Genomic DNA, 17829 nt, shown 5'->3' with positions numbered 1-17829 from the left:
CTGTAGCGGGGAAAGTTTGCACTGAGTCATATTTTTCAAACAATTAATTAAGTTCTCATTGATGTTTTGCGCTGCAAAAGTAGTCTTGTAGCTGAAGTTAAACAGCGGTTCTCAAAGAACTAAAAAAATATGGTTTAGCGGAATTTAGTTTTCGGCTGACATATTGGGAGAGTTACTTGTTGTCCTCGGCGGCCAACCTATAGGGCACAAGTAAACACAGCTAGTATTTTTTAGGAGTTATTTCCATGGACAAAATGTTTAAACGTTCTCTACTAGGTGCAACCATTGCACTAACAGCTGCAGCGGGTAGCGCGAATGCAGCCATCGAGCTGGCTGGCGAGAATGTGGTTCTTTACGGACAGGCTGCTGGTAGCCTGCAGTTATGGAACCCGGAAGCAAGCAACAAAGATCAAAGTGTTGATGTTGAAATCGAATCTCGTTTCGGTCTTCGCGGTAAAGTTGAATTCGACAACTTTGCGCCACACTTCATCTACCAGGCTGAAACTGGTAACGCAGACAATACCAAAGGTTCTAACAACGATGGTTTTGGCTCTTTCGGTGGCCGCGACACTTACGTTGGTCTTGAGTTTGACAACTTTGGTCAAATTAAGATTGGTCGTCAGCTGGTTGCTGCCTATGACTATGTAGACTGGCCACACACTAACCCTGGCCTGGGTAACGTTTTTGACTGGCATAACGCCATTGATGCAAGCTTCCTGGACCGTGCCAGCGATACAATTCGTTACGACTCGGCCAACTGGGGTGGATTCAAGCTGCAGGCGTCTCTAAGCGGCATGACTGAAACGACAGATGCAATGGTTGCAAGTATTGCAGCAGGCTACACTACCGATACTTTCAATATCCATGCAGGTTATTACACTCAAGGGTCATTTGATGAAACTGAGGATGATGTCACAACTAAAGCCGGTGACGTATCTTACGCTATCCTAGGTGGTACGGTATGGCTTGGCGACTTCCAGTTGACTGCGGGCTTTAAGCCAATGTGGAATGACCTTACGGACGATCAGCAGAACGCTTACTCTGCAACGGTTCAGTACATGATGGACCAGACTTGGGTTTACAAGCTAGGCTATGCAGCGACTAGCGAGTCAGACAACGGCAACGATGATGATTCACAAGCCATCACTGCCCGCCTAGGTTACCTACTGCCAAGCTCTTACCTGTACCTGGACGTTCGTAACTACGATATGCTAGGCAGCAGCGAGAAAGATGATGGTACTCGTGCCCTAGTGGGTCTGGAATACTATTTCTAAGTTGGGTTCGCCACTGCGAAATATTCAAATGCGAGCATCGTTAATTGATGCTCGCTTTTTCATTTTTTGAGGTAGATATGAAGTATAAATTGAAAACCTTGCTTGCATCTGCTGCTTTGTTATCTGCGGGTGTAGTCAATGCCGCGGTGGAGGTTAATTTAGATAAAGATCTGGAGCTACTGGTGGCGAACGGTAAAACGATGGGGATCTCTGTCGGTAACCTGAGCACAGTCACTTTAGATGATGGCCCCTGCCAGTTGGTTGTACGGATTGCTAAGCTCATTTCTCATAATGGTGAATATAAGAAATTTCATTCAGAACCCTTAGCGATCACTTTCAATGCGGCTGACACAGAACTTAGTATCAGTCCTACTCGGCTGATAACCCGCGAACAGCAAGTGAATGGATTTGATAAAAAGCCGGCAGTTCGTATTGATGAGAAAGGTAAGGTGTTTGACAGCTTCCATCAGGGCATATTGCCTCGCGGCCCTGGTATGATGCGAGATTATGAGAAGGAGCTGACTGCGTATAACATTGCTCAGGGTTTCACTGTTGCTAAAGCAAAACCTCAGCTTCTTGTTTCAACTAATCCGAGTGAACCCTCAACGGCACTAGCGGCAGAGAAAGCGGAAACGTCAGGCAATAATGCTTTGATCCTTTTGCAAGCTGATTACTTGCGCCTTTCGGCGGAGCAGAAAAAAGCCTTCTTAAGCTGGGCTCAGCAACAATAATTGGAATTGAGTGGGAGTGGTTAGGGCCACCCCCACAACCTCGAAAACTATTTTACTTTTCCATTTTTTTGGATCTTGCAGATCATTAACGGCATATACTCCACTTTACCGTCAGGCAAGATGCAGTCAACCCAAGGACCAGCTGCGGAAGAGGCTTTAGCACCCTGAGATCCAGAGCTTGAACTCGCCAGCGCGCCACCAGAAAGAATTAAAAGAGTGGACAAAGCTACAACAATTACGCTTTTCATACAGACCTCGATGAATAGGAAATAAAGGATTAAAGGTAATAAGCCATCCGTGCCCAAATCAGGATAATTCTATCCGTTTCTTATCGCTTCAATTCAGTTTATGTATAAGATTCAAAAAAGGTCAAAGAAATTTCATAACTTAATCTAAATTTCTATAGTTAATTAAGTTTTATAATTTATTGCTTGTTAAGCTGTTTAATATCAATGGCTTACGATTTCTATTGGCCTAGGTTTGTTTGATGGCAAATAAAGTATTGATGTTGATAGCGAATGTTTCTTTCATTTTTGACTGGGGCTTAGCAATGTAAAAAGTTTAGGTTCAGAGTGATTTCATCCTATGACCGAGGTTAACAAATTTTGCGAAGAGAATTTGCTGGCTTTTCAATTTGTTCTGTTCGTATTTCATCATCAATTGCATGTTGCCTGATAGCCTCGATGCACCTTCTTACTCAGTGCGTTTAATTATCGTTACTTTCCGATGTTCAGTGTTTTATTTCTTGGATATGGGTGAACGGTAGGCTTGTCGATGGCATAGCCATGATTGGTTACAGAAAGACAGAGATCGGTCTGTGATGTGCGAAAGACCGGCGGTGATTGTAGATTTACTTAACAGTGTTAGAATAAGCGCAATTATTCCGCGCAGCGGCACATACATTAGGCTGGCTGCTATTTCATTGATTAGGTAATTTCAGATGACGGTTAAAACTCGCTTCGCACCGAGCCCAACGGGCTTTTTGCACGTAGGTGGTGCTCGTACAGCTCTATACTCTTGGTTATTTGCTAAACATATGGGTGGCGAATTTGTTCTTCGTATCGAAGATACCGACCTTGAGCGCTCTACACAGGAAGCGATCGACGCCATCCTAGAGGGTATGGAATGGTTGGGTTTGAATTGGGATGAAGGTCCATACTATCAAACCAAGCGTTTTGATCGTTATAACCAGCTAATCGACCAGCTGCTTGCTGAAGACAAAGCCTACAAGTGCTACTGCCCGAAAGAGCTGCTTGACGAGCTTCGTGAAGAGCAGATGGCTGCTGGTGTGAAACCTCGCTACGATGCTAACCACCCTAAAATTGTGGCGGCGAATGGGGCGGCAACTGAAGAGTCTCCATTTGTGATCCGCTTCCGTAACCCGAAAGAAGGTACGGTGGTATTTGATGATCACATCCGTGGCCGTATTGAGATCGCCAACAGTGAGCTTGATGACCTGATCATCCGTCGTACAGACGGCAGCCCAACGTACAACTTCTGCGTGGTGGTTGATGACTGGGATATGGGCATTACCCAGGTCGTTCGTGGTGAAGACCACATCAACAATACCCCTCGCCAGATCAATATCTATAAAGCACTTGGTGCGCCAGTGCCTGAGTTTGCACACTGTGCAATGATCTTAGGGGATGATGGCGCTAAATTGTCTAAGCGCCATGGTGCGGTTAGCGTTATGCAGTACCGTGATGAAGGTTACCTGCCTCAGGCACTGCTTAACTACCTGGTTCGTTTAGGATGGTCTCATGGTGATCAGGAAATCTTCTCGCAAGAAGAAATGATCAAGCTGTTTAGCCTTGATTCAATCAGCAAGTCAGCATCCGCATTCAATACTGACAAGCTATTGTGGCTAAACAACCATTACATCAAAACAGCAGAGCCTGAGTACGTTGCCAAGTACCTACAATGGCACCTGGATCAGAAAGAAATCGACACTGCGAATGGCCCGGCAATCACCGATGTTATTGCATTGGTTGGCGAGCGCTGCAATACACTGATTGAGCTTGCTGAACAATCTCGTTACTTCTACCAAGATTTTAACGAGTTTGAAGCAGGCGCGGCGAAGAAGCACCTGCGCCCTGTCGCTAAAGGTGCACTGGCACTAGCCCTGTCAAAAGTTGAAGCGCTGACGGAGTGGACGACGGAAAACCTTCACAGCGTGATCAAAGAAACTTGCGAAGAGCTTGAGCTTGGCATGGGTAAAGTGGGTATGCCTCTACGTGTTGCGGTTACCGGCCAAGGTCAATCACCGTCAGTCGATGCTGTGATGCAGCTAGTTGGCAAAGAGCGTGTTGCAGTTCGCATTCAGATGGCACTGGCATTTATCGCTGAGCGTGAAGCAAACGCATAAGCCGATAACCTGTTGCAGGTAATAAGAAAGCGGAAGATGGTTGTCTTCCGCTTTTTTTGTTTGCCATGTTTCTTGTTGTCACACGGAAGAGTGGAACCATGAATGAATAAGTGTGATCTTCTTAGCAGAAATGAGGGCTGGAATTACACTGCCTGGTCCAATCTATTGACATGAATTCATTAAGTTTTTATTATCAGCCTCGTCTTTTGGGGCTATAGCTCAGCTGGGAGAGCGCTTCGCTGGCAGCGAAGAGGTCTGCGGTTCGATCCCGCATAGCTCCACCAAATTTCTCTGCTGGTTTTTCTATTGAAAAACGAGGCAGACACGAAACCTCGCATTTATGCGGGGTTTTTTGCTATTTGGAGTTTAAAAAAAGAATCCGATGAATTGTGGTTAGCCATACCAGATAGTTCAATTGGTAGTGAAAACTTGCGTGTATTGGCGTTAGGAGAATGTTGGTATAGAAGAAAGAGGAAATGGCACTCCCTGCAGGAGTCGAACCTGCGGCCTTCCCCTTAGGAGGGGGACGCTCTATCCAGCTGAGCTAAGGGAGCATTCAAGTAAGCACTTGAATTGTCATTATACCTGAATTCTTTCAGTTTTTAAGTAATTAGTCTCAACGGGGCAGCTGCTTGGTCAGTAAATCACCAGGTTGGATGCTGCCAGCCAGATCGGCCTGCTCAACGGTAAGCTCTGTGGACTTCTCATACACCCGTTCAACATTTAGGGTGATGTCTGTTTGAACCATCCGGTTTCGCGGGATCCCCAGTTGATCGATAAAGCCGGCGCTATGCCAAAGTTTCAGTTGATCACCCCGTTTTACCCCATGAATACGGCCGATATTGATTTGGACGGTATTGCCATATACATTCACGACCTCAGGTAGGCTGGTTCGGCAGGAAAGCGAGGTTTCCAGATCCAGCATCATATTTCGGCTGACTCTTTGTACCGCCTGTCCATAGCTGGATTGCCAGAATCGGGCGCTCTTGGTATCGACTTGGCTTACCCGCGAGAATGGCCATTGTGCGATTTCACGATAATTATTCTGTACCAGCACTTCACCGGTTTTGCCATCCATAATTTCTAGAGTGGCAGCAAATTGACGGTTTATTTTGTCACTCTGAAGCAGATTTTTATCGATAGTGGAAGTGAGGTCAGTAATTTGACCATTGATGATGTACTGAGCGTCATTGTCTTCAGCCAGCATCATCATCGAGGCTGGCTGACCCGCATTGATCGGAACCCGTGTCGTGCCTGAGACCACAAAGCTTTGAGATTTTCGTTCTATCTGGCGTTTTAGCATGGAAGTGAAATCGTCGCCGAGTTGGTATATTCCCCCCATAGAAGCGTGCTGCGGGGCGGTAATGGTAAAGCCACCGAGCAGCACACCTTTCTTGTATTGAACTTTGTGGCAAGTATTTGCCGATGGGTAAATATCGACGCGTGCCGTCAGGTAATATTTGCCGCTTTTCTTGCGTGTTTTTAATACAATGACATGGCGAACCTCATTGCCACTAAACTGATATTCCTCACGATCTGATGATAGGTAAGGCTTTATAAGAGAAAAGCTGGCAATGTCGGCACCGGCATACCCCATTGCTTGATAAACGGCATCCTCCAGGGCATTGGCCCTGGCAGTGCTCTCACTTTCAAGCAGTACTGCAGAGCCAGTCACTTCTAGCCAGGCGGCATTGATCGGGAAGGAGACAAGTAAGCACAGGCTGCTAAAGGTGTTAAATAATTTTCTAATCATTGTTTTCAACTTCGGTATGAAAATTGCTTGCTCAGTGATAAGCGAAAGAAAAATTTGCCGTTTCTTTAATTCAGCATGACAGAGCCATGCAAAGAGTGTTCCTGATAGCACTTTTGCACTGACAGGGCATTAACGGGTAAAGTTTTTCAGTATATGAACGATAACAGGCTACAACTCTCTTTTCATCCGGAGCTGGCAAGAATGAAAAAATGGATAGTCCTGATACTGGCAGCGATGACTGTATCTTGCTCATACTCTCCGATCTATAACGGTAAAGAACCCTATACGGGAAGCTCTTTCCTGTTAGCGGAAACGCCACGTCACACGATGGACTTCTTTATTGAAGGGCTAACGGAGCAGTTGGTGACATCGAATCAGTACCTGAGTGCGAAAACGCCGCTTGCCGTGACATCATTTGTCGATCTGCAGGAAATGAATGAAACCAACTGGCTGGGTAATACCGTGACAGAAGGGTTTATGTATCAAATGCAGCAGCGAGGCTATACCGTGGTTGATTATAAAGCGACGGGGGCGATTAAGGTTACTGCTGACGGTGATTTTGCGATTAGCCGGAACTGGCGAGAGCTGGCGGGCGAGCAGCCTGTTGATTATGTGTTGACAGGAACAATGCTGCGCCAGGGCGGGGGGGTACTTGTCAACGCTCGGATCATTGGTATGCGCTCTCGTGTGGTCATTGCGTCGGCACAAGGCTTTTTGCCGGCCGATCGGATTGGACGGGACCTGGACACATTGAATAAAATGCGGATCCAGAATGGTGTGATTATCCGCAGCGAAGCGACAAGCTTCGATCGTAATACTGTTATCTTAAAACCTTAGGAGTTGTTATGCGTTACTGGTTTCTGCTAGTTTTTTTTGTGTTGGCGGGCTGTCAGCCTTTAACAGAGATCCGTAATGACGATCTGATCACCGCGGTAGGTTATGCGTCTATCACCGAGCAGCGCGGCCGTACCGTTGAAGAGAAGCGGGTACGCGCGATGCGTGCATCTAAAATTGATGCGTACCGTGAGTTAACTGAACAAGTATACGGCATGCGAATTAGTGCTCGTGCCGGTATGGAAGACCAGCAGTTGGGGATTGAAAATACCGATGGTGCCGTTGATGGTATTATTCGCGGTGCTGAGGTGATCCGTAGTTATCCGGTAGGCGACAGCTTCGTGACAGAGATGCAATTAGACCTACGCAAGATGGATCGGATGAAGGAGCACGGCGAGGTTTACCACGTGCCGACTAACCAAGAGACGATGTTTTAAACTCTAGGAATCGAGAAGCGAGTTACGCTTCGCTCCGGGAGGCGAGAAAAAGCGAGAGTTGGTTGACTCTCGTTTTTTTGCATTTGTCACGCGTCACGCTTTGATATTTGTCCCTAGTGAACGGATGTTTTGTGCCACCCCTTCACTGTTATAGGTCATTTGCTGCTTGCCGCGGCTTTGCTGGAATAGGTTATTGAGTTTGTGAAAGCTGAGCTGGGCCCGCTGTAGCGCTTCGCCATTGACTTCGTTGATTTCCTTGCATCGGCTCACCGTTGCCTTAATGGATTCAACTTTTTGTGCCAGCTCTGGGTTATCAGTTAGCTGTTGGCGGTGGGCATGGCTGGCAATCAGGTGGTCTTTTTGCTGAACCTGGTTGATTAGGGCGAGTTTATCGGTGGCTAGCCTGGCGATTTCCGTCGCTTTTCGTTCGACGATGGCCGCTTTTTCTTGTTCCAGAAGGCGAGAGAGAGAGACCAGTGTCGCCAGTTGCAGCTCTAGTAACTGTTCGATAGTTTGGGACATGGGTTTCTCTCTGATCATTTCTTATAACGAGCAAGGGCCGTGATTACAGGCCACGTAGCTCATCTTCAAACTTCATCATGTTAGATGCCAACTTATCGGCATCGACGACATAAGAGCCATTTGAAATCGCCTCTTTAATAGCTGAAACCTTGGCACTGTCAAAGCTCGGTTCAGCAGCAAGCTGCTGGTGGATTTGCCCCACCGCTTTACCTTGCGAGCTTAGTGATACAGCATCTTTCTGGCCGCTTCCAATAGCTGCAGACTGCGGGTTCTTCGCCGCGCCTGATGTCGAACTTGATGCACTGCCATGATTGCTGCGTGTCGTGGTCATCGGGTGACCGGAGCGTAGCTGATCAATACTTGCCATAAAAAAAGCCTTTGAACAATAAACTAGAGACAGCCATTACTTCGGCAGTGTCTGTAATAACTTTAGCATTTAATTAAAAGTTTACAGTGACTTCTCCGACGCCGGTAATAATACCATCGACAACCCGTTTTGACTTGGTATTTTGTACCCGGATCTGCTCCCCGAGGGAGCCGTCAGAAAGGGCCGTCCCTTTGGTCACAATATTCAGCCCGCCGCCGCCAGCCTTGATCAGGACGGAATCATTGCGGCAAACTAAGCAGATATCGTTGCCCTGTACGGCTTCGCCCATATTAACATTTCGCTTTACTTTAGACCCAATGATTTGTTGTGGGCGCTCAAAGATCACACCGCGCTGGAAGCGGGTTTCAATCATCTGTATGGTGAGATCAGAAGCTGATAGGACGACACCCCGGGAAAGCGGCTTCGCTGCGACGACTCGGGGAAGCAGCAGTTGGGTACGTACCGGCACATAGACCTGCCAGCCTTCTGTCTCACAACTAACCAGCACCGTAACATTGCCTGTCAGGGATTGTTTGCCGGGAATCGAGCTCTTGAGTGGAGCCGAACAGGTTGTTAACTTTAGCCGCGAGTCTAGATTGGCGGCTTTGACTGTGAGTTGGCCTTTTTGTGGGATCTCGACAATTGTTTTGACGTATTCTTCAGCGGTATGCCGCACCTTATCCAAGGTGTTTTGAGGTGCTGATGACACAATTGTGCTAAAGAAAAATGCCAGTAGGCCGAAAAAAATGGTTAAGAGTGTTAAATGTGTTCTTTGGGTCACGGTTTTTACTCTTTAATGCAAGGTCTAAGGGGCTACAATTAGCCTCATGCTCATAATATGTGATTTGCGATGAGAATTCTCATTAAACACGTATCGAAATAAAAAACGCATAACATGGAGTCACCTTATGTCGGGGATACTTGATTCAGTGAATCAGCGCACCCAGCTTGTCGGGCAAAACCGCTTGGAGCTATTAACCTTTCGGCTTAACAGGCGTCAGCGCTATGGAATAAATGTATTTAAAGTCAAAGAGGTACTTCAGTGCCCGAAACTGACAACAATGCCTAACTTACATCCGCTAGTAAAAGGTATTGCTCATATTCGCGGGCAGACTATCTCAGTCATCGATATGAGCCTGGCAACAGGTGGCCGTCCAATCGAAGATTTGGATAACTGTTTTGTGATCATTTCGGAATTCAACCGTTCGATCCAGGGCTTCTTGGTGTCATCTGTTGAACGCATTATCAACATGAACTGGGAATCTATCCTTCCTCCGCCTAAAGGTGCCGGTAAGGAAAATTACCTGACAGCAGTAACGGAAATAGACAACGAGCTTGTTGAGATCCTGGATGTGGAAAAAATTCTGGATGAGATTTCTCCGGTGAGCACCGATATTACAGGAACCGTACTGGAAGAGCTGGTTAATGATACCCCGGTAATCCGTCGTGTATTGGTTGCTGATGACTCCAGTGTAGCTCGTAAGCAGGTGCAGAGGGCGATTGAAGCTATCGGTTGTGAGTGCGTCTTGGTCAAGGACGGTAAGGAAGCTATCGAACTGTTGCAGCAAATGGCTCAAGAGGGAAGTATTTACGATCAGCTGGCTTTGGTGATTTCGGATATCGAAATGCCGGAAATGGATGGCTATACCCTAACGGCTGAGATCCGTAATAATGCCAACCTAAAAGATTTACATGTTATCCTACACACCTCGCTAAGTGGTGTCTTTAACCAGGCGATGGTTGAGCGTGTAGGCGCCAACGCATTCATCCCCAAATTTAACCCGGATGAGTTGGGGGCTGCGGTAAAGGCCGCAATGCCTGAATAATCTGATAAAGAGTAGTAGATGACAGCCATAACAATAAAAGACCAGGAATACCGTGATTTTTGCCGTTTTTTAGAAGCGCAATGCGGCATTGTACTTGGCGACAGTAAGCAATATTTGGTACGTAGCCGCCTGAGTCCATTGGTCAGCCGATTTTCGCTATCATCTCTTTCTGAGTTACTGCAAGTTGTGATCAGTGGGCGTAACCGTGAGCTGCGTGTAGCCGCCGTGGACGCCATGACGACGAATGAAACCTTGTGGTTCCGTGATACTTATCCGTATACGGTGCTGGCGGACAAAATCTTACCGGAGCTTTCTGCCAACAAGCGACCGATTAAGATTTGGTCATCGGCAAGTTCCTCAGGCCAGGAACCCTATTCGATAGCGATGACGTTGCTGGAGACCCAGAACCGCCGTCCAGGAATGCTTGCCAGTGGTGTTCAGATCACCGCGACGGATATTTCTCAGACGATGCTGGATACCTGCCGCGCCGGTGTTTACGATAACCTGGCACTGAGTCGCGGGCTTTCTCAGGATCGCCGCCGGGTTTTCTTTGAAAACAATGGTGATGGCCGCATGAAAGTGAACGATAAGGTGAAGCGTATGGTTAACTTCCGTCCGCAGAACCTGAAAGACAGCTATGCGCTTTTGGGTAAGTTCGATGTGATTTTCTGCCGCAACGTGCTGATTTACTTTTCGCCTGAAATGAAAGCGAAAGTATTGAACCAGATGGCAGCCAGCCTCAATCCTGGTGGTTACCTATTGCTGGGCGCATCGGAGTCACTTACCGGCCTGACCGACAAGTTTGAGATGATCCGCTGTAATCCGGGGATTATCTATAAGCTCAAGTAACCCGTTAAGTGCGTTGCACTTAACGGGGTTGGAGGCGAGGGCGCTTCGCTTCGTGAAGCGAGAAAAAGCGAGAGTTTTTATTGACTCTCGCTTTTTGCTTTTATCATTTGCGACGCTTCACGCTTCACGCTTCACGCTTCACGCTTCACGCTTCACGCTTCACGCTTCACGCTTCACGCTTCACGCTTCACGCTTCACGCTTCACGCTTCACGCTTCACGCTTCACGTGTTTTTCAAACTTGGCATACCCTTTGCTTATATATCAATAACGATTTATGGAGGCAGCTATGTCCATTTCTTTTGATAAAGCATTAGGTATTCATCAGCACAGCGTTGGTGTTCGCGCCAAACGCGCGGAAACACTGGCGAGCAACATTGCTAATGCCAATACACCGGGCTACAAAGCAAAAGATATCGACTTTCAGCGAGCATTGAATGCGGCAACCTCAGAGGCAAAGATTGGCCTGAGCCGTACTGATGGTCGGCATATCTCTGCCTCCACAAAAATAATGGGCGAGCAAAAGTATCGTGTACCTAATCAACCGGATACCGGCGACGGCAACACCGTTGATGCACAGCTTGAGCAAAACCTGTTTATGCAGAACTCACTGGAATACCAGGCATCGCTCGACTTTCTGGGCTCCAAGTTTAAAAACCTGAGCAAGGCATTAAAAGGAGAATAATAAATGAGTTTGTTTAACGTTTTTAATGTCACCGGATCGGCAATGAGTGCGGAGTCTGTTCGTCTGAATACGACGTCTAGTAACCTGGCTAACGCCAATAGCGTAAGCAGCTCGGCGGAAGAAACCTATAAAGCGCGGCATCCGATATTTGCCGCAGCATTGGAAAATGCCAGTTATCAGCGTGAAGACAGTGTGCCTGTTGAGGTAAAAGGTATTGTTGAGAGCCAGAAGCCGCTACGTGCTGAATATAACCCGCAACATCCGATGGCGAATGCGGAAGGCTACATCTATAAGCCGAATGTCAACGTAATGGAAGAAATGGCCAACATGATTTCAGCTTCTCGTTCCTATCAGAGTAATGTCCAGGTTGCAGATGCTAGCAAGCAGATGCTGATGAGCACATTGCAGATGGGTAAATAAGGGTAAGGAGTGACTGTTATGACCGGTATTAACGGCGCAGGTCAAAGCAATTTGTCCTACCTTGACCAGCTCAAGGGGATGCAAGAAAAAAAACTGCAGGAAGAGCAGAAAGTCACAGGTCAGAATGAACTGAAGCAGGAAGACTTTCTATCGCTGCTGACCAAGCAGATGGCTCAGCAGGATCCGTTTAAACCTGTAGGCAACGATCAGATGATAGCCCAGATGGCATCATTTGCCACGGTTGACGGTATCAGTCAGATGAACGAGCAATTTGGCAGCCTGAACTCCGCCATGACCTCGAGCCAGGCCCTGCAGGCTTCTTCATTAGTTGGACGTGATGTGTTAATCCCGAGTTCAACCGGTGTTAAGTCGGCGGAAGGTGGAATGGCGGGTATGGTTAAATTACCCCAAGCCCTGAACAACGTGATGGTCAGGATCGAAAACGAGCAAGGCCAGTTAATTAAATCCTTCGATATGGGGGCCAAACCGCCAGGCGAACACCGCGTGGAATGGGATGGCACCGATGAAAGTGGCAATGTATTGCCGGAAGGTCGTTACCAGCTAAAAGTGTCCGGACTGGCTGATGGCGAAAACCGGGAATTTGATGTGTCTACCTATGCGAATGTCAACAGTGTGTTGCTTGGTAATGGTGGCGGCAATGTCATGCTTAACCTCGCGGGCTTTGACTCGCCATTCAAACTTGCCGAAGTACTTGAAGTTGGCAAGGTATAACAGGTCTTAGGAGATTCATAACATGGGATTTAATATTTCACTAAGTGGTATCGGGGCATCTCAGAAAGACCTTAATACCACCAGTAACAACATTGCTAACTCTAATACTTACGGCTTTAAAGAATCACGAGCTGAGTTTGGTGACGTGTATTCGAGCTCTATTTTTTCGAATGGTAAAACTACTACGGGTGGCGGTGTTCAGACGTCAGTTGTCGCGCAGCAATTCCATGAAGGGTCGAGTATTTATACCAACAACCCGATGGATCTCCGTATTTCAGGTAGCGGATTTTTCGCCGTGGCAGATGACAAGCTGCAGCCGCAGAATAACAACCTGACGCGTAATGGTGCCTTCCATCTCGATAAAGACAATAACATTGTTAACTCCGAGGGCCAGTATTTACTGGGTTATCAGGTTGATCAGGAAACTGACCAGGTGCTGTCTTACGAATCACAGGCGATGAAGGTGCCGGACCAGTTCGGCCAGCCACGAGCTTCAGGCAATATCGATGTTGGCGTGAATCTGCCGTCTAATGCTGAGACAAAAGACGCGAAGCTGTTTGATTTCAACAACCCCGATACTTATAACAAGTCAACATCTGTGACTATCTATGACTCCCTCGGTCAGCCATATAAGATGTCGACTTATTATGTGAAGGACAACACGGCTCCCAACCGTTGGGCGGTATATTACACCGCAACAGATGCTGCCGGTGAGAAGCCGGTGAATGTAACGAACGGTGGCTCTGCAACGGCAACGGGCGTACAGGGGAGTTTTATCGACTTTAATACTGATGGTTCTGTTGCATCGGTTAACGGTGGCAACCCAATCGTGACAGAGTCGCTAGGTGCGCTGGGCGCTGGCCTGGATTTGAACGGCGCAGATGAAAACCAGGTCTTGAATGTTAATTTTGATGAACCGACCCAGTATGCCGCACCATTTGAGATCCGTCGCTTTAACGAAGACGGTGCGACAACCGGTTATCTGGCAAAGGTGGACATTGACTCGAAGGGGTCGATTGTAGCGACATATAGCAACGGCGAGAACGTGAGCCTAGGCCGTGTCGGTATGGTACGCGTACCCAATGAGCAAGGCCTGGTCTCTAAAGGCGGTACTCAGTGGGTGACTAGCCAAGATTCTGGTGCCCCGGTATGGGGTGAGGCGAGCCAAGGTGCATTTGGCTCGGTTAAGAGCGGTACGCTTGAGCAGTCGAACATCGACATGACTCAGGAGTTGGTGGATTTAATCACCGCCCAGCGTAACTTCCAGGCTAACTCCCGTGCACTGGAAGTGGATAACCAGCTGCAGCAAACAATTTTGCAGATCCGATAACTCTCGGTTAGTTATCTACATTGATGAATTTGCCGCTTGATTGACCTTGTGTTGAATAAGCGGCAAATTTTGTCCCTATCCGTCAGAAAATTGTCCCTTCTTTGCCTATATTCCTAGGTTATATCTTTAATATCTTGATTTATAACGCTATAAACATAGTGGCATAGTTATTGCTTAAAAATCATTAGATTGTGATTGGAGAGTCAATAATGGATCGTTCACTGTATTTAGCCATGAGTGGTGCCAAGCAGGATATGTATGGCATGCAGCTACATGCCAACAACCTTGCCAACGTGAGAACAACCGGTTTTCGCGCCGATCTTGAGCAGGCTCGTAGCATGCAGGCATATGGTGAAGGTTTGCCGTCACGAGTTTTTGCAATGACTGAAAACCCGGGGCAGGATTTCTCACAAGGCTCAGTGATGACAACGGGGCGTGACTTGGATGTTACCGTTGAAGGTGACGGCTGGTTAGCGGTATTAGACCCGTCTGGCCAGGAAGCCTATACCCGTGCCGGCCACCTGAAAATCGATCAGACCGGGATGCTGCAAAATAGCAATGGCAACCTGATGCTTGGCGAAAATGGCGGCCCGATCTTTATTCCTCTCCCAATCAGCAAAATTGAAGTCGGTAACGACGGTACGATTTCGGTACTCCCTCAGGGAGCACCGCCTGAAGCGATGGAAACCGTTGACCGCCTAAAGCTGGTTCGGCCTGATAACCGTGATTTATATAAAGACGTAAACGGCTTATTCAAATCCAAGAACCCAGGCGAAGCTTTTGATGCCGATGCGGGTGTAACCCTGCTAAGTGGTGCGCTGGAAGGTAGTAACGTGAATGCCGTCGGTGAAATGACCAGCATGATCGATCTACAGCGCCATTTTGAAATGCAGGTCAAATTAATGAAAACAGCAGAAGAAATGGACGCTGCGTCATCTTCACTACTGCGTTTAGGCTAAACCGATAAAAGGAATAGAACATGCATCCAGCTTTATGGGTAAGTAAAACCGGTCTTGACGCTCAGCAAACGAATATCTCGACCATTTCTAACAACCTGGCCAATGCCTCAACCGTGGGCTTTAAGAAAAGCCGGGCAGTCTTTGAAGACTTGTTCTACCAGAACATTAACCAGCCTGGCGGCCAGTCGACACAAGATACCGAGCTGCCATCTGGCTTGATGCTAGGTGCCGGCTCAAAAGTGGTAGCAACCCAGAAAGTCTTTACTCAGGGCAATACCCAAACCACCAATAATGCGATGGACATGATGATCGAGGGTGAGGGTTTCTTCCAAATCCTAATGCCAGACGGCAACATGGGTTATACCCGTAATGGTCAGTTCACGATTAATGGTGAAGGCCAGCTAGTGACCACGGGTTCCGGCTATGTCTTGCAGCCTGAGATTGTGGTACCGGAAGATGCCGTCGGTGTTACCGTAGGAACGGATGGCGAAGTCTCTGCGCGTATTCGTGGCCAGCAGGAAAATCAGGTGTTGGGCCAAATCACCACCGTTGGCTTCATTAATCCAGGCGGCCTAGAACCGATCGGTCAGAACTTGTTTTTGCCAACAGGAGCGAGTGGTGATGCTCAAGAAGGTGTACCGGGCTTGGATGGTTTGGGCTCAGTTCGTCAGTCAATGCTGGAAACATCCAATGTCAACGTGACGGAAGAGCTGGTGAATATGATTGAAGCGCAGCGAGTTTATGAGATGAACTCGAAAGTGATTTCAACAGTTGACCAGATGTTGAGCTACGTAAACCAGCAACTATAACAGGGAGTTAAAGTGGCGATGAAAAAACTCATTGTAGGTTTGGCGATGGTACTCTCTGGTTGTGTGCAACTCCCGCAGGAAGAGTCAGATATGGAGCAGGCGACGACCTCGGTCGATGCCGTTGAAGGCTCAACGGATCAAAGCTCCGGATTAATCGACATGATGCGCCGCCGTGAAGATCCACAGGCCGGCGATCCGGCGTGGGCCAGTATTCGCCCGCAGGAAAAACCTGAACATTATGCAACGGCAACAGGTTCGCTGTTCAATGCGGCAGGGGTTCAGGATCTCTATGATGATACCAAGCCTCGGGGGATCGGCGATATTGTCACGGTTTTGCTGGAAGAGAAAACCCAGGCCAAGAAAAGTGCCAGCTCTGATCTAGATAAGTCGACCGATATGTCGATGGATCCGCTGGCTCTTGGAGGCCAGCCGCTTACTATCGGCGATCGTGATCTTTCCTATGAAGTGAGCAATGCCAATAAGTTTGCCGGTAGTACTTCAGCCGATCAGAGCAACAGTATCAAGGGCTCAATCTCCGTTGAAGTGATTGATGTACTGGCCAACGGAAACCTGCTGGTGCGTGGCGAGAAGTGGCTGACACTCAATACGGGTGATGAATATATCCGGGTCAGCGGCACCGTTCGCCCTGACGATATCAGCCAGGAAAATACGATTGCTTCAACCCGAATTGCTAATGCCCGTATTCAATATTCCGGAACGGGTGAGCGGCAGGACATTCAGGAGCAGGGCTGGTTGGCTCGCTTCTTTAACGTTAGTCTTTAACCCATTTTTATCTGAACGATAAGTTACTTTGCGGAGCGCTGAAGTGAGATTCCCGACTTTTTGCATGAGCCTGATGCTGCTATTGGCATTACCGTTGCAGGCGGCACGAATTAAAGACGTATCAGAAGTTGCCGGGGTTCGGAGTAACCAATTGGTCGGTTATGGTTTGGTTGTTGGTTTGCCGGGATCGGGTGAGACTACGCCGTTTACCGATCAGAGCTTCAATGCCATGCTGCAAAACTTTGGTATTCAGCTTCCACCGGGTACCAAGCCAAAAACCAAAAATGTCGCAGCCGTTGCGGTGAATGCCACGTTGCCGCCGTTCACCAAGCAGGGCCAGACCATTGATGTGACGGTCTCGTCAATTGGTTCAGCAAAGAGCTTGCGTGGCGGTACATTGCTACAGACCTTCCTGAAAGGTTTGGACGGCAAGGTTTATGCGATAGCACAGGGCAGCCTGGTGGTAGGCGGTTTTAGTGCGACGGGGGCAGATGGCTCGAAAGTGGTTGGTAATACCCCAACGGTAGGCCGTATTTCCAATGGTGCCATGGTCGAGCAGGAAGTGCCGAACCCATTTGGCCGCGGTGACTTTCTGACATTTAACTTATTTGAATCTGATTTTACCACCGCACAGCGTATGGCGGATGCCATTAACCAGTTTCTTGGCCCGCAAATGGCAGCTGCTGTCGATGCGACGTCAATACGTGTACGGGCGCCGCGCGATGTAAGCCAACGGGTTGCTTTCTTGTCGACTATCGAAAACTTAGAGTTTGACCCGGCGCAAGGAGCTGCAAAGATCATTGTTAACTCCCGTACCGGTACCATAGTGGTAGGTCAGAATGTAAAACTCAAGCCTGCAGCGATTACCCATGGCGGTATGACTGTATCGATTAAAGAAAACTACTCGGTTAGCCAGCCAAATGCGATGTCAGGCGGTAATACCGTCGTGGTACCGAACTCTGATATTCAAGTGACCGAAGAAGATTCTCGGATGTTCAAGTTTGAACCGGGGATCACCCTCGATGAGCTTGTACGTGCGGTCAACCAGGTAGGTGCTGCTCCTTCTGATCTCATGGCTATTTTGCAAGCGCTGAAGCAGGCTGGGGCGATTGAAGGCCAGCTGATTATTATTTAATTCCCCCGCCAGGACATCGA

The 17829-nt window shown here is 48.0% G+C and carries 20 protein-coding genes and 2 tRNA genes; 16 read left to right on the top strand and 6 right to left on the bottom strand.

Annotated elements, in window-relative coordinates; genetic code table 11:
• The first annotated feature begins 245 nt into the window (after positions 1 to 245).
• Both AC51G0_RS14615 and AC51G0_RS14610 read left to right on the top strand, forming a co-directional pair.
• On the top strand, positions 246 to 1274 hold the full coding sequence (locus AC51G0_RS14615) for a porin (protein ID WP_496299398.1): 1029 nt from the start codon (positions 246 to 248) through the stop codon (positions 1272 to 1274).
• A 77-nt stretch (positions 1275 to 1351) separates the two neighbouring features.
• Positions 1352 to 2005, top strand: a complete 654-nt coding sequence (locus AC51G0_RS14610) for a YccT family protein (protein WP_496299397.1) — start codon at positions 1352 to 1354, stop codon at positions 2003 to 2005.
• Positions 2006 to 2052: 47 nt separating this feature from the next.
• On the opposite strand, the gene AC51G0_RS14605 is transcribed toward AC51G0_RS14610, so the two are convergent.
• Positions 2053 to 2253 (bottom strand): hypothetical protein, encoded by a 201-nt coding sequence (locus AC51G0_RS14605; protein ID WP_496299395.1) that lies wholly within the window; start codon positions 2251 to 2253, stop codon positions 2053 to 2055.
• A gap of 692 nt (positions 2254 to 2945) precedes the next feature.
• On the opposite strand from AC51G0_RS14605, the gene gltX reads away from it, so the two are divergent.
• Both gltX and AC51G0_RS14595 read left to right on the top strand, forming a co-directional pair.
• Positions 2946 to 4370, top strand: coding sequence for a glutamate--tRNA ligase (gene gltX, locus AC51G0_RS14600; RefSeq protein ID WP_496299393.1), 1425 nt, complete (start codon positions 2946 to 2948; stop codon positions 4368 to 4370).
• Between the two features lie 208 nt (positions 4371 to 4578).
• Positions 4579 to 4654 (top strand) — tRNA-Ala (locus AC51G0_RS14595).
• A 193-nt stretch (positions 4655 to 4847) separates the two neighbouring features.
• Here AC51G0_RS14595 and AC51G0_RS14590 read toward each other — a convergent pair.
• Positions 4848 to 4924 (bottom strand) — tRNA-Arg (locus AC51G0_RS14590).
• Between the two features lie 62 nt (positions 4925 to 4986).
• Entirely contained in the window at positions 4987 to 6123 is a 1137-nt protein-coding gene (locus AC51G0_RS14585) for a flagellar assembly protein FlgT (RefSeq protein ID WP_496299392.1), read from the bottom strand.
• A gap of 201 nt (positions 6124 to 6324) precedes the next feature.
• On the opposite strand from AC51G0_RS14585, the gene AC51G0_RS14580 reads away from it, so the two are divergent.
• Together AC51G0_RS14580 and AC51G0_RS14575 are read left to right on the top strand one after the other, a co-directional pair.
• Positions 6325 to 6960: a FlgO family outer membrane protein gene (locus tag AC51G0_RS14580; RefSeq protein ID WP_496299391.1), complete on the top strand. Its 636-nt coding sequence runs from the start codon at positions 6325 to 6327 to the stop codon at positions 6958 to 6960.
• Between the two features lie 8 nt (positions 6961 to 6968).
• Positions 6969 to 7394 carry an LPP20 family lipoprotein gene (locus tag AC51G0_RS14575; RefSeq protein WP_496299390.1) on the top strand — a complete coding sequence of 142 codons (426 nt, stop codon included), beginning with the start codon at positions 6969 to 6971 and terminating at the stop codon, positions 7392 to 7394.
• A gap of 93 nt (positions 7395 to 7487) precedes the next feature.
• Here AC51G0_RS14575 and AC51G0_RS14570 read toward each other — a convergent pair whose 3' ends face one another.
• From AC51G0_RS14570 to flgA, 3 genes are all read right to left on the bottom strand, one after another.
• A complete protein-coding gene (locus tag AC51G0_RS14570; protein WP_496299389.1) occupies positions 7488 to 7916 on the bottom strand; it encodes a flagella synthesis protein FlgN in 429 nt (142 codons plus the stop codon).
• Between the two features lie 43 nt (positions 7917 to 7959).
• Complete coding sequence (gene flgM, locus AC51G0_RS14565; protein ID WP_496299388.1) at positions 7960 to 8283, bottom strand: flagellar biosynthesis anti-sigma factor FlgM; 324 nt, start codon at positions 8281 to 8283, stop codon at positions 7960 to 7962.
• 73 nt (positions 8284 to 8356) lie between these two features.
• Positions 8357 to 9064, bottom strand: coding sequence for a flagellar basal body P-ring formation chaperone FlgA (gene flgA / locus AC51G0_RS14560; protein ID WP_496299387.1), 708 nt, complete (start codon positions 9062 to 9064; stop codon positions 8357 to 8359).
• Between the two features lie 127 nt (positions 9065 to 9191).
• Between flgA and AC51G0_RS14555 the strand changes: the two genes are divergently transcribed.
• The 10 genes from AC51G0_RS14555 to AC51G0_RS14510 all read left to right on the top strand — a co-directional run bounded on the left by AC51G0_RS14555 (position 9192) and on the right by AC51G0_RS14510 (position 17809).
• A complete protein-coding gene (locus tag AC51G0_RS14555; RefSeq protein ID WP_496299385.1) occupies positions 9192 to 10109 on the top strand; it encodes a chemotaxis protein in 918 nt (305 codons plus the stop codon).
• Positions 10110 to 10127: 18 nt separating this feature from the next.
• A complete protein-coding gene (locus AC51G0_RS14550; protein ID WP_496299383.1) occupies positions 10128 to 10958 on the top strand; it encodes a CheR family methyltransferase in 831 nt (276 codons plus the stop codon).
• Between the two features lie 287 nt (positions 10959 to 11245).
• Entirely contained in the window at positions 11246 to 11641 is a 396-nt protein-coding gene (gene flgB / locus AC51G0_RS14545) for a flagellar basal body rod protein FlgB (protein WP_496299381.1), read from the top strand.
• A 3-nt stretch (positions 11642 to 11644) separates the two neighbouring features.
• Entirely contained in the window at positions 11645 to 12061 is a 417-nt protein-coding gene (gene flgC / locus AC51G0_RS14540) for a flagellar basal body rod protein FlgC (protein ID WP_496299380.1), read from the top strand.
• Between the two features lie 18 nt (positions 12062 to 12079).
• Positions 12080 to 12793 carry a flagellar hook assembly protein FlgD gene (flgD, locus tag AC51G0_RS14535; protein WP_496299378.1) on the top strand — a complete coding sequence of 238 codons (714 nt, stop codon included), beginning with the start codon at positions 12080 to 12082 and terminating at the stop codon, positions 12791 to 12793.
• Positions 12794 to 12815: 22 nt separating this feature from the next.
• On the top strand, positions 12816 to 14123 hold the full coding sequence (gene flgE, locus AC51G0_RS14530) for a flagellar hook protein FlgE (RefSeq protein WP_496299377.1): 1308 nt from the start codon (positions 12816 to 12818) through the stop codon (positions 14121 to 14123).
• A gap of 209 nt (positions 14124 to 14332) precedes the next feature.
• On the top strand, positions 14333 to 15082 hold the full coding sequence (gene flgF / locus AC51G0_RS14525) for a flagellar basal-body rod protein FlgF (RefSeq protein WP_496299375.1): 750 nt from the start codon (positions 14333 to 14335) through the stop codon (positions 15080 to 15082).
• Positions 15083 to 15102: 20 nt separating this feature from the next.
• Positions 15103 to 15891 (top strand): flagellar basal-body rod protein FlgG, encoded by a 789-nt coding sequence (gene flgG / locus AC51G0_RS14520; protein WP_496299374.1) that lies wholly within the window; start codon positions 15103 to 15105, stop codon positions 15889 to 15891.
• Between the two features lie 18 nt (positions 15892 to 15909).
• Positions 15910 to 16674 (top strand): flagellar basal body L-ring protein FlgH, encoded by a 765-nt coding sequence (gene flgH, locus AC51G0_RS14515; protein WP_496299373.1) that lies wholly within the window; start codon positions 15910 to 15912, stop codon positions 16672 to 16674.
• A gap of 73 nt (positions 16675 to 16747) precedes the next feature.
• Positions 16748 to 17809, top strand: a complete 1062-nt coding sequence (locus AC51G0_RS14510; RefSeq protein WP_496301962.1) for a flagellar basal body P-ring protein FlgI — start codon at positions 16748 to 16750, stop codon at positions 17807 to 17809.
• The last annotated feature ends 20 nt before the right edge of the window (positions 17810 to 17829 follow it).

The sequence above is a fragment of the Photobacterium sp. HL06 genome, from assembly GCF_059552575.1.
Note: the sequence above shows the minus strand (reverse complement) of the source record. Positions and strands in the feature narration are given on the sequence as shown.

Coding starts and splice junctions, on each gene's coding strand:
- AC51G0_RS14615 (WP_496299398.1), top strand. CDS start 246: ATGGACAAAATGTTTAAACGTTCTCTACTAGGTGCAACCATTGCACTA.
- AC51G0_RS14610 (WP_496299397.1), top strand. CDS start 1,352: ATGAAGTATAAATTGAAAACCTTGCTTGCATCTGCTGCTTTGTTATCT.
- AC51G0_RS14605 (WP_496299395.1), bottom strand. CDS start 2,253: ATGAAAAGCGTAATTGTTGTAGCTTTGTCCACTCTTTTAATTCTTTCT.
- gltX (WP_496299393.1), top strand. CDS start 2,946: ATGACGGTTAAAACTCGCTTCGCACCGAGCCCAACGGGCTTTTTGCAC.
- AC51G0_RS14585 (WP_496299392.1), bottom strand. CDS start 6,123: ATGATTAGAAAATTATTTAACACCTTTAGCAGCCTGTGCTTACTTGTC.
- AC51G0_RS14580 (WP_496299391.1), top strand. CDS start 6,325: ATGAAAAAATGGATAGTCCTGATACTGGCAGCGATGACTGTATCTTGC.
- AC51G0_RS14575 (WP_496299390.1), top strand. CDS start 6,969: ATGCGTTACTGGTTTCTGCTAGTTTTTTTTGTGTTGGCGGGCTGTCAG.
- AC51G0_RS14570 (WP_496299389.1), bottom strand. CDS start 7,916: ATGTCCCAAACTATCGAACAGTTACTAGAGCTGCAACTGGCGACACTG.
- flgM (WP_496299388.1), bottom strand. CDS start 8,283: ATGGCAAGTATTGATCAGCTACGCTCCGGTCACCCGATGACCACGACA.
- AC51G0_RS14555 (WP_496299385.1), top strand. CDS start 9,192: ATGTCGGGGATACTTGATTCAGTGAATCAGCGCACCCAGCTTGTCGGG.
- AC51G0_RS14550 (WP_496299383.1), top strand. CDS start 10,128: ATGACAGCCATAACAATAAAAGACCAGGAATACCGTGATTTTTGCCGT.
- flgB (WP_496299381.1), top strand. CDS start 11,246: ATGTCCATTTCTTTTGATAAAGCATTAGGTATTCATCAGCACAGCGTT.
- flgC (WP_496299380.1), top strand. CDS start 11,645: ATGAGTTTGTTTAACGTTTTTAATGTCACCGGATCGGCAATGAGTGCG.
- flgD (WP_496299378.1), top strand. CDS start 12,080: ATGACCGGTATTAACGGCGCAGGTCAAAGCAATTTGTCCTACCTTGAC.
- flgE (WP_496299377.1), top strand. CDS start 12,816: ATGGGATTTAATATTTCACTAAGTGGTATCGGGGCATCTCAGAAAGAC.
- flgF (WP_496299375.1), top strand. CDS start 14,333: ATGGATCGTTCACTGTATTTAGCCATGAGTGGTGCCAAGCAGGATATG.
- flgG (WP_496299374.1), top strand. CDS start 15,103: ATGCATCCAGCTTTATGGGTAAGTAAAACCGGTCTTGACGCTCAGCAA.
- flgH (WP_496299373.1), top strand. CDS start 15,910: ATGAAAAAACTCATTGTAGGTTTGGCGATGGTACTCTCTGGTTGTGTG.
- AC51G0_RS14510 (WP_496301962.1), top strand. CDS start 16,748: ATGCTGCTATTGGCATTACCGTTGCAGGCGGCACGAATTAAAGACGTA.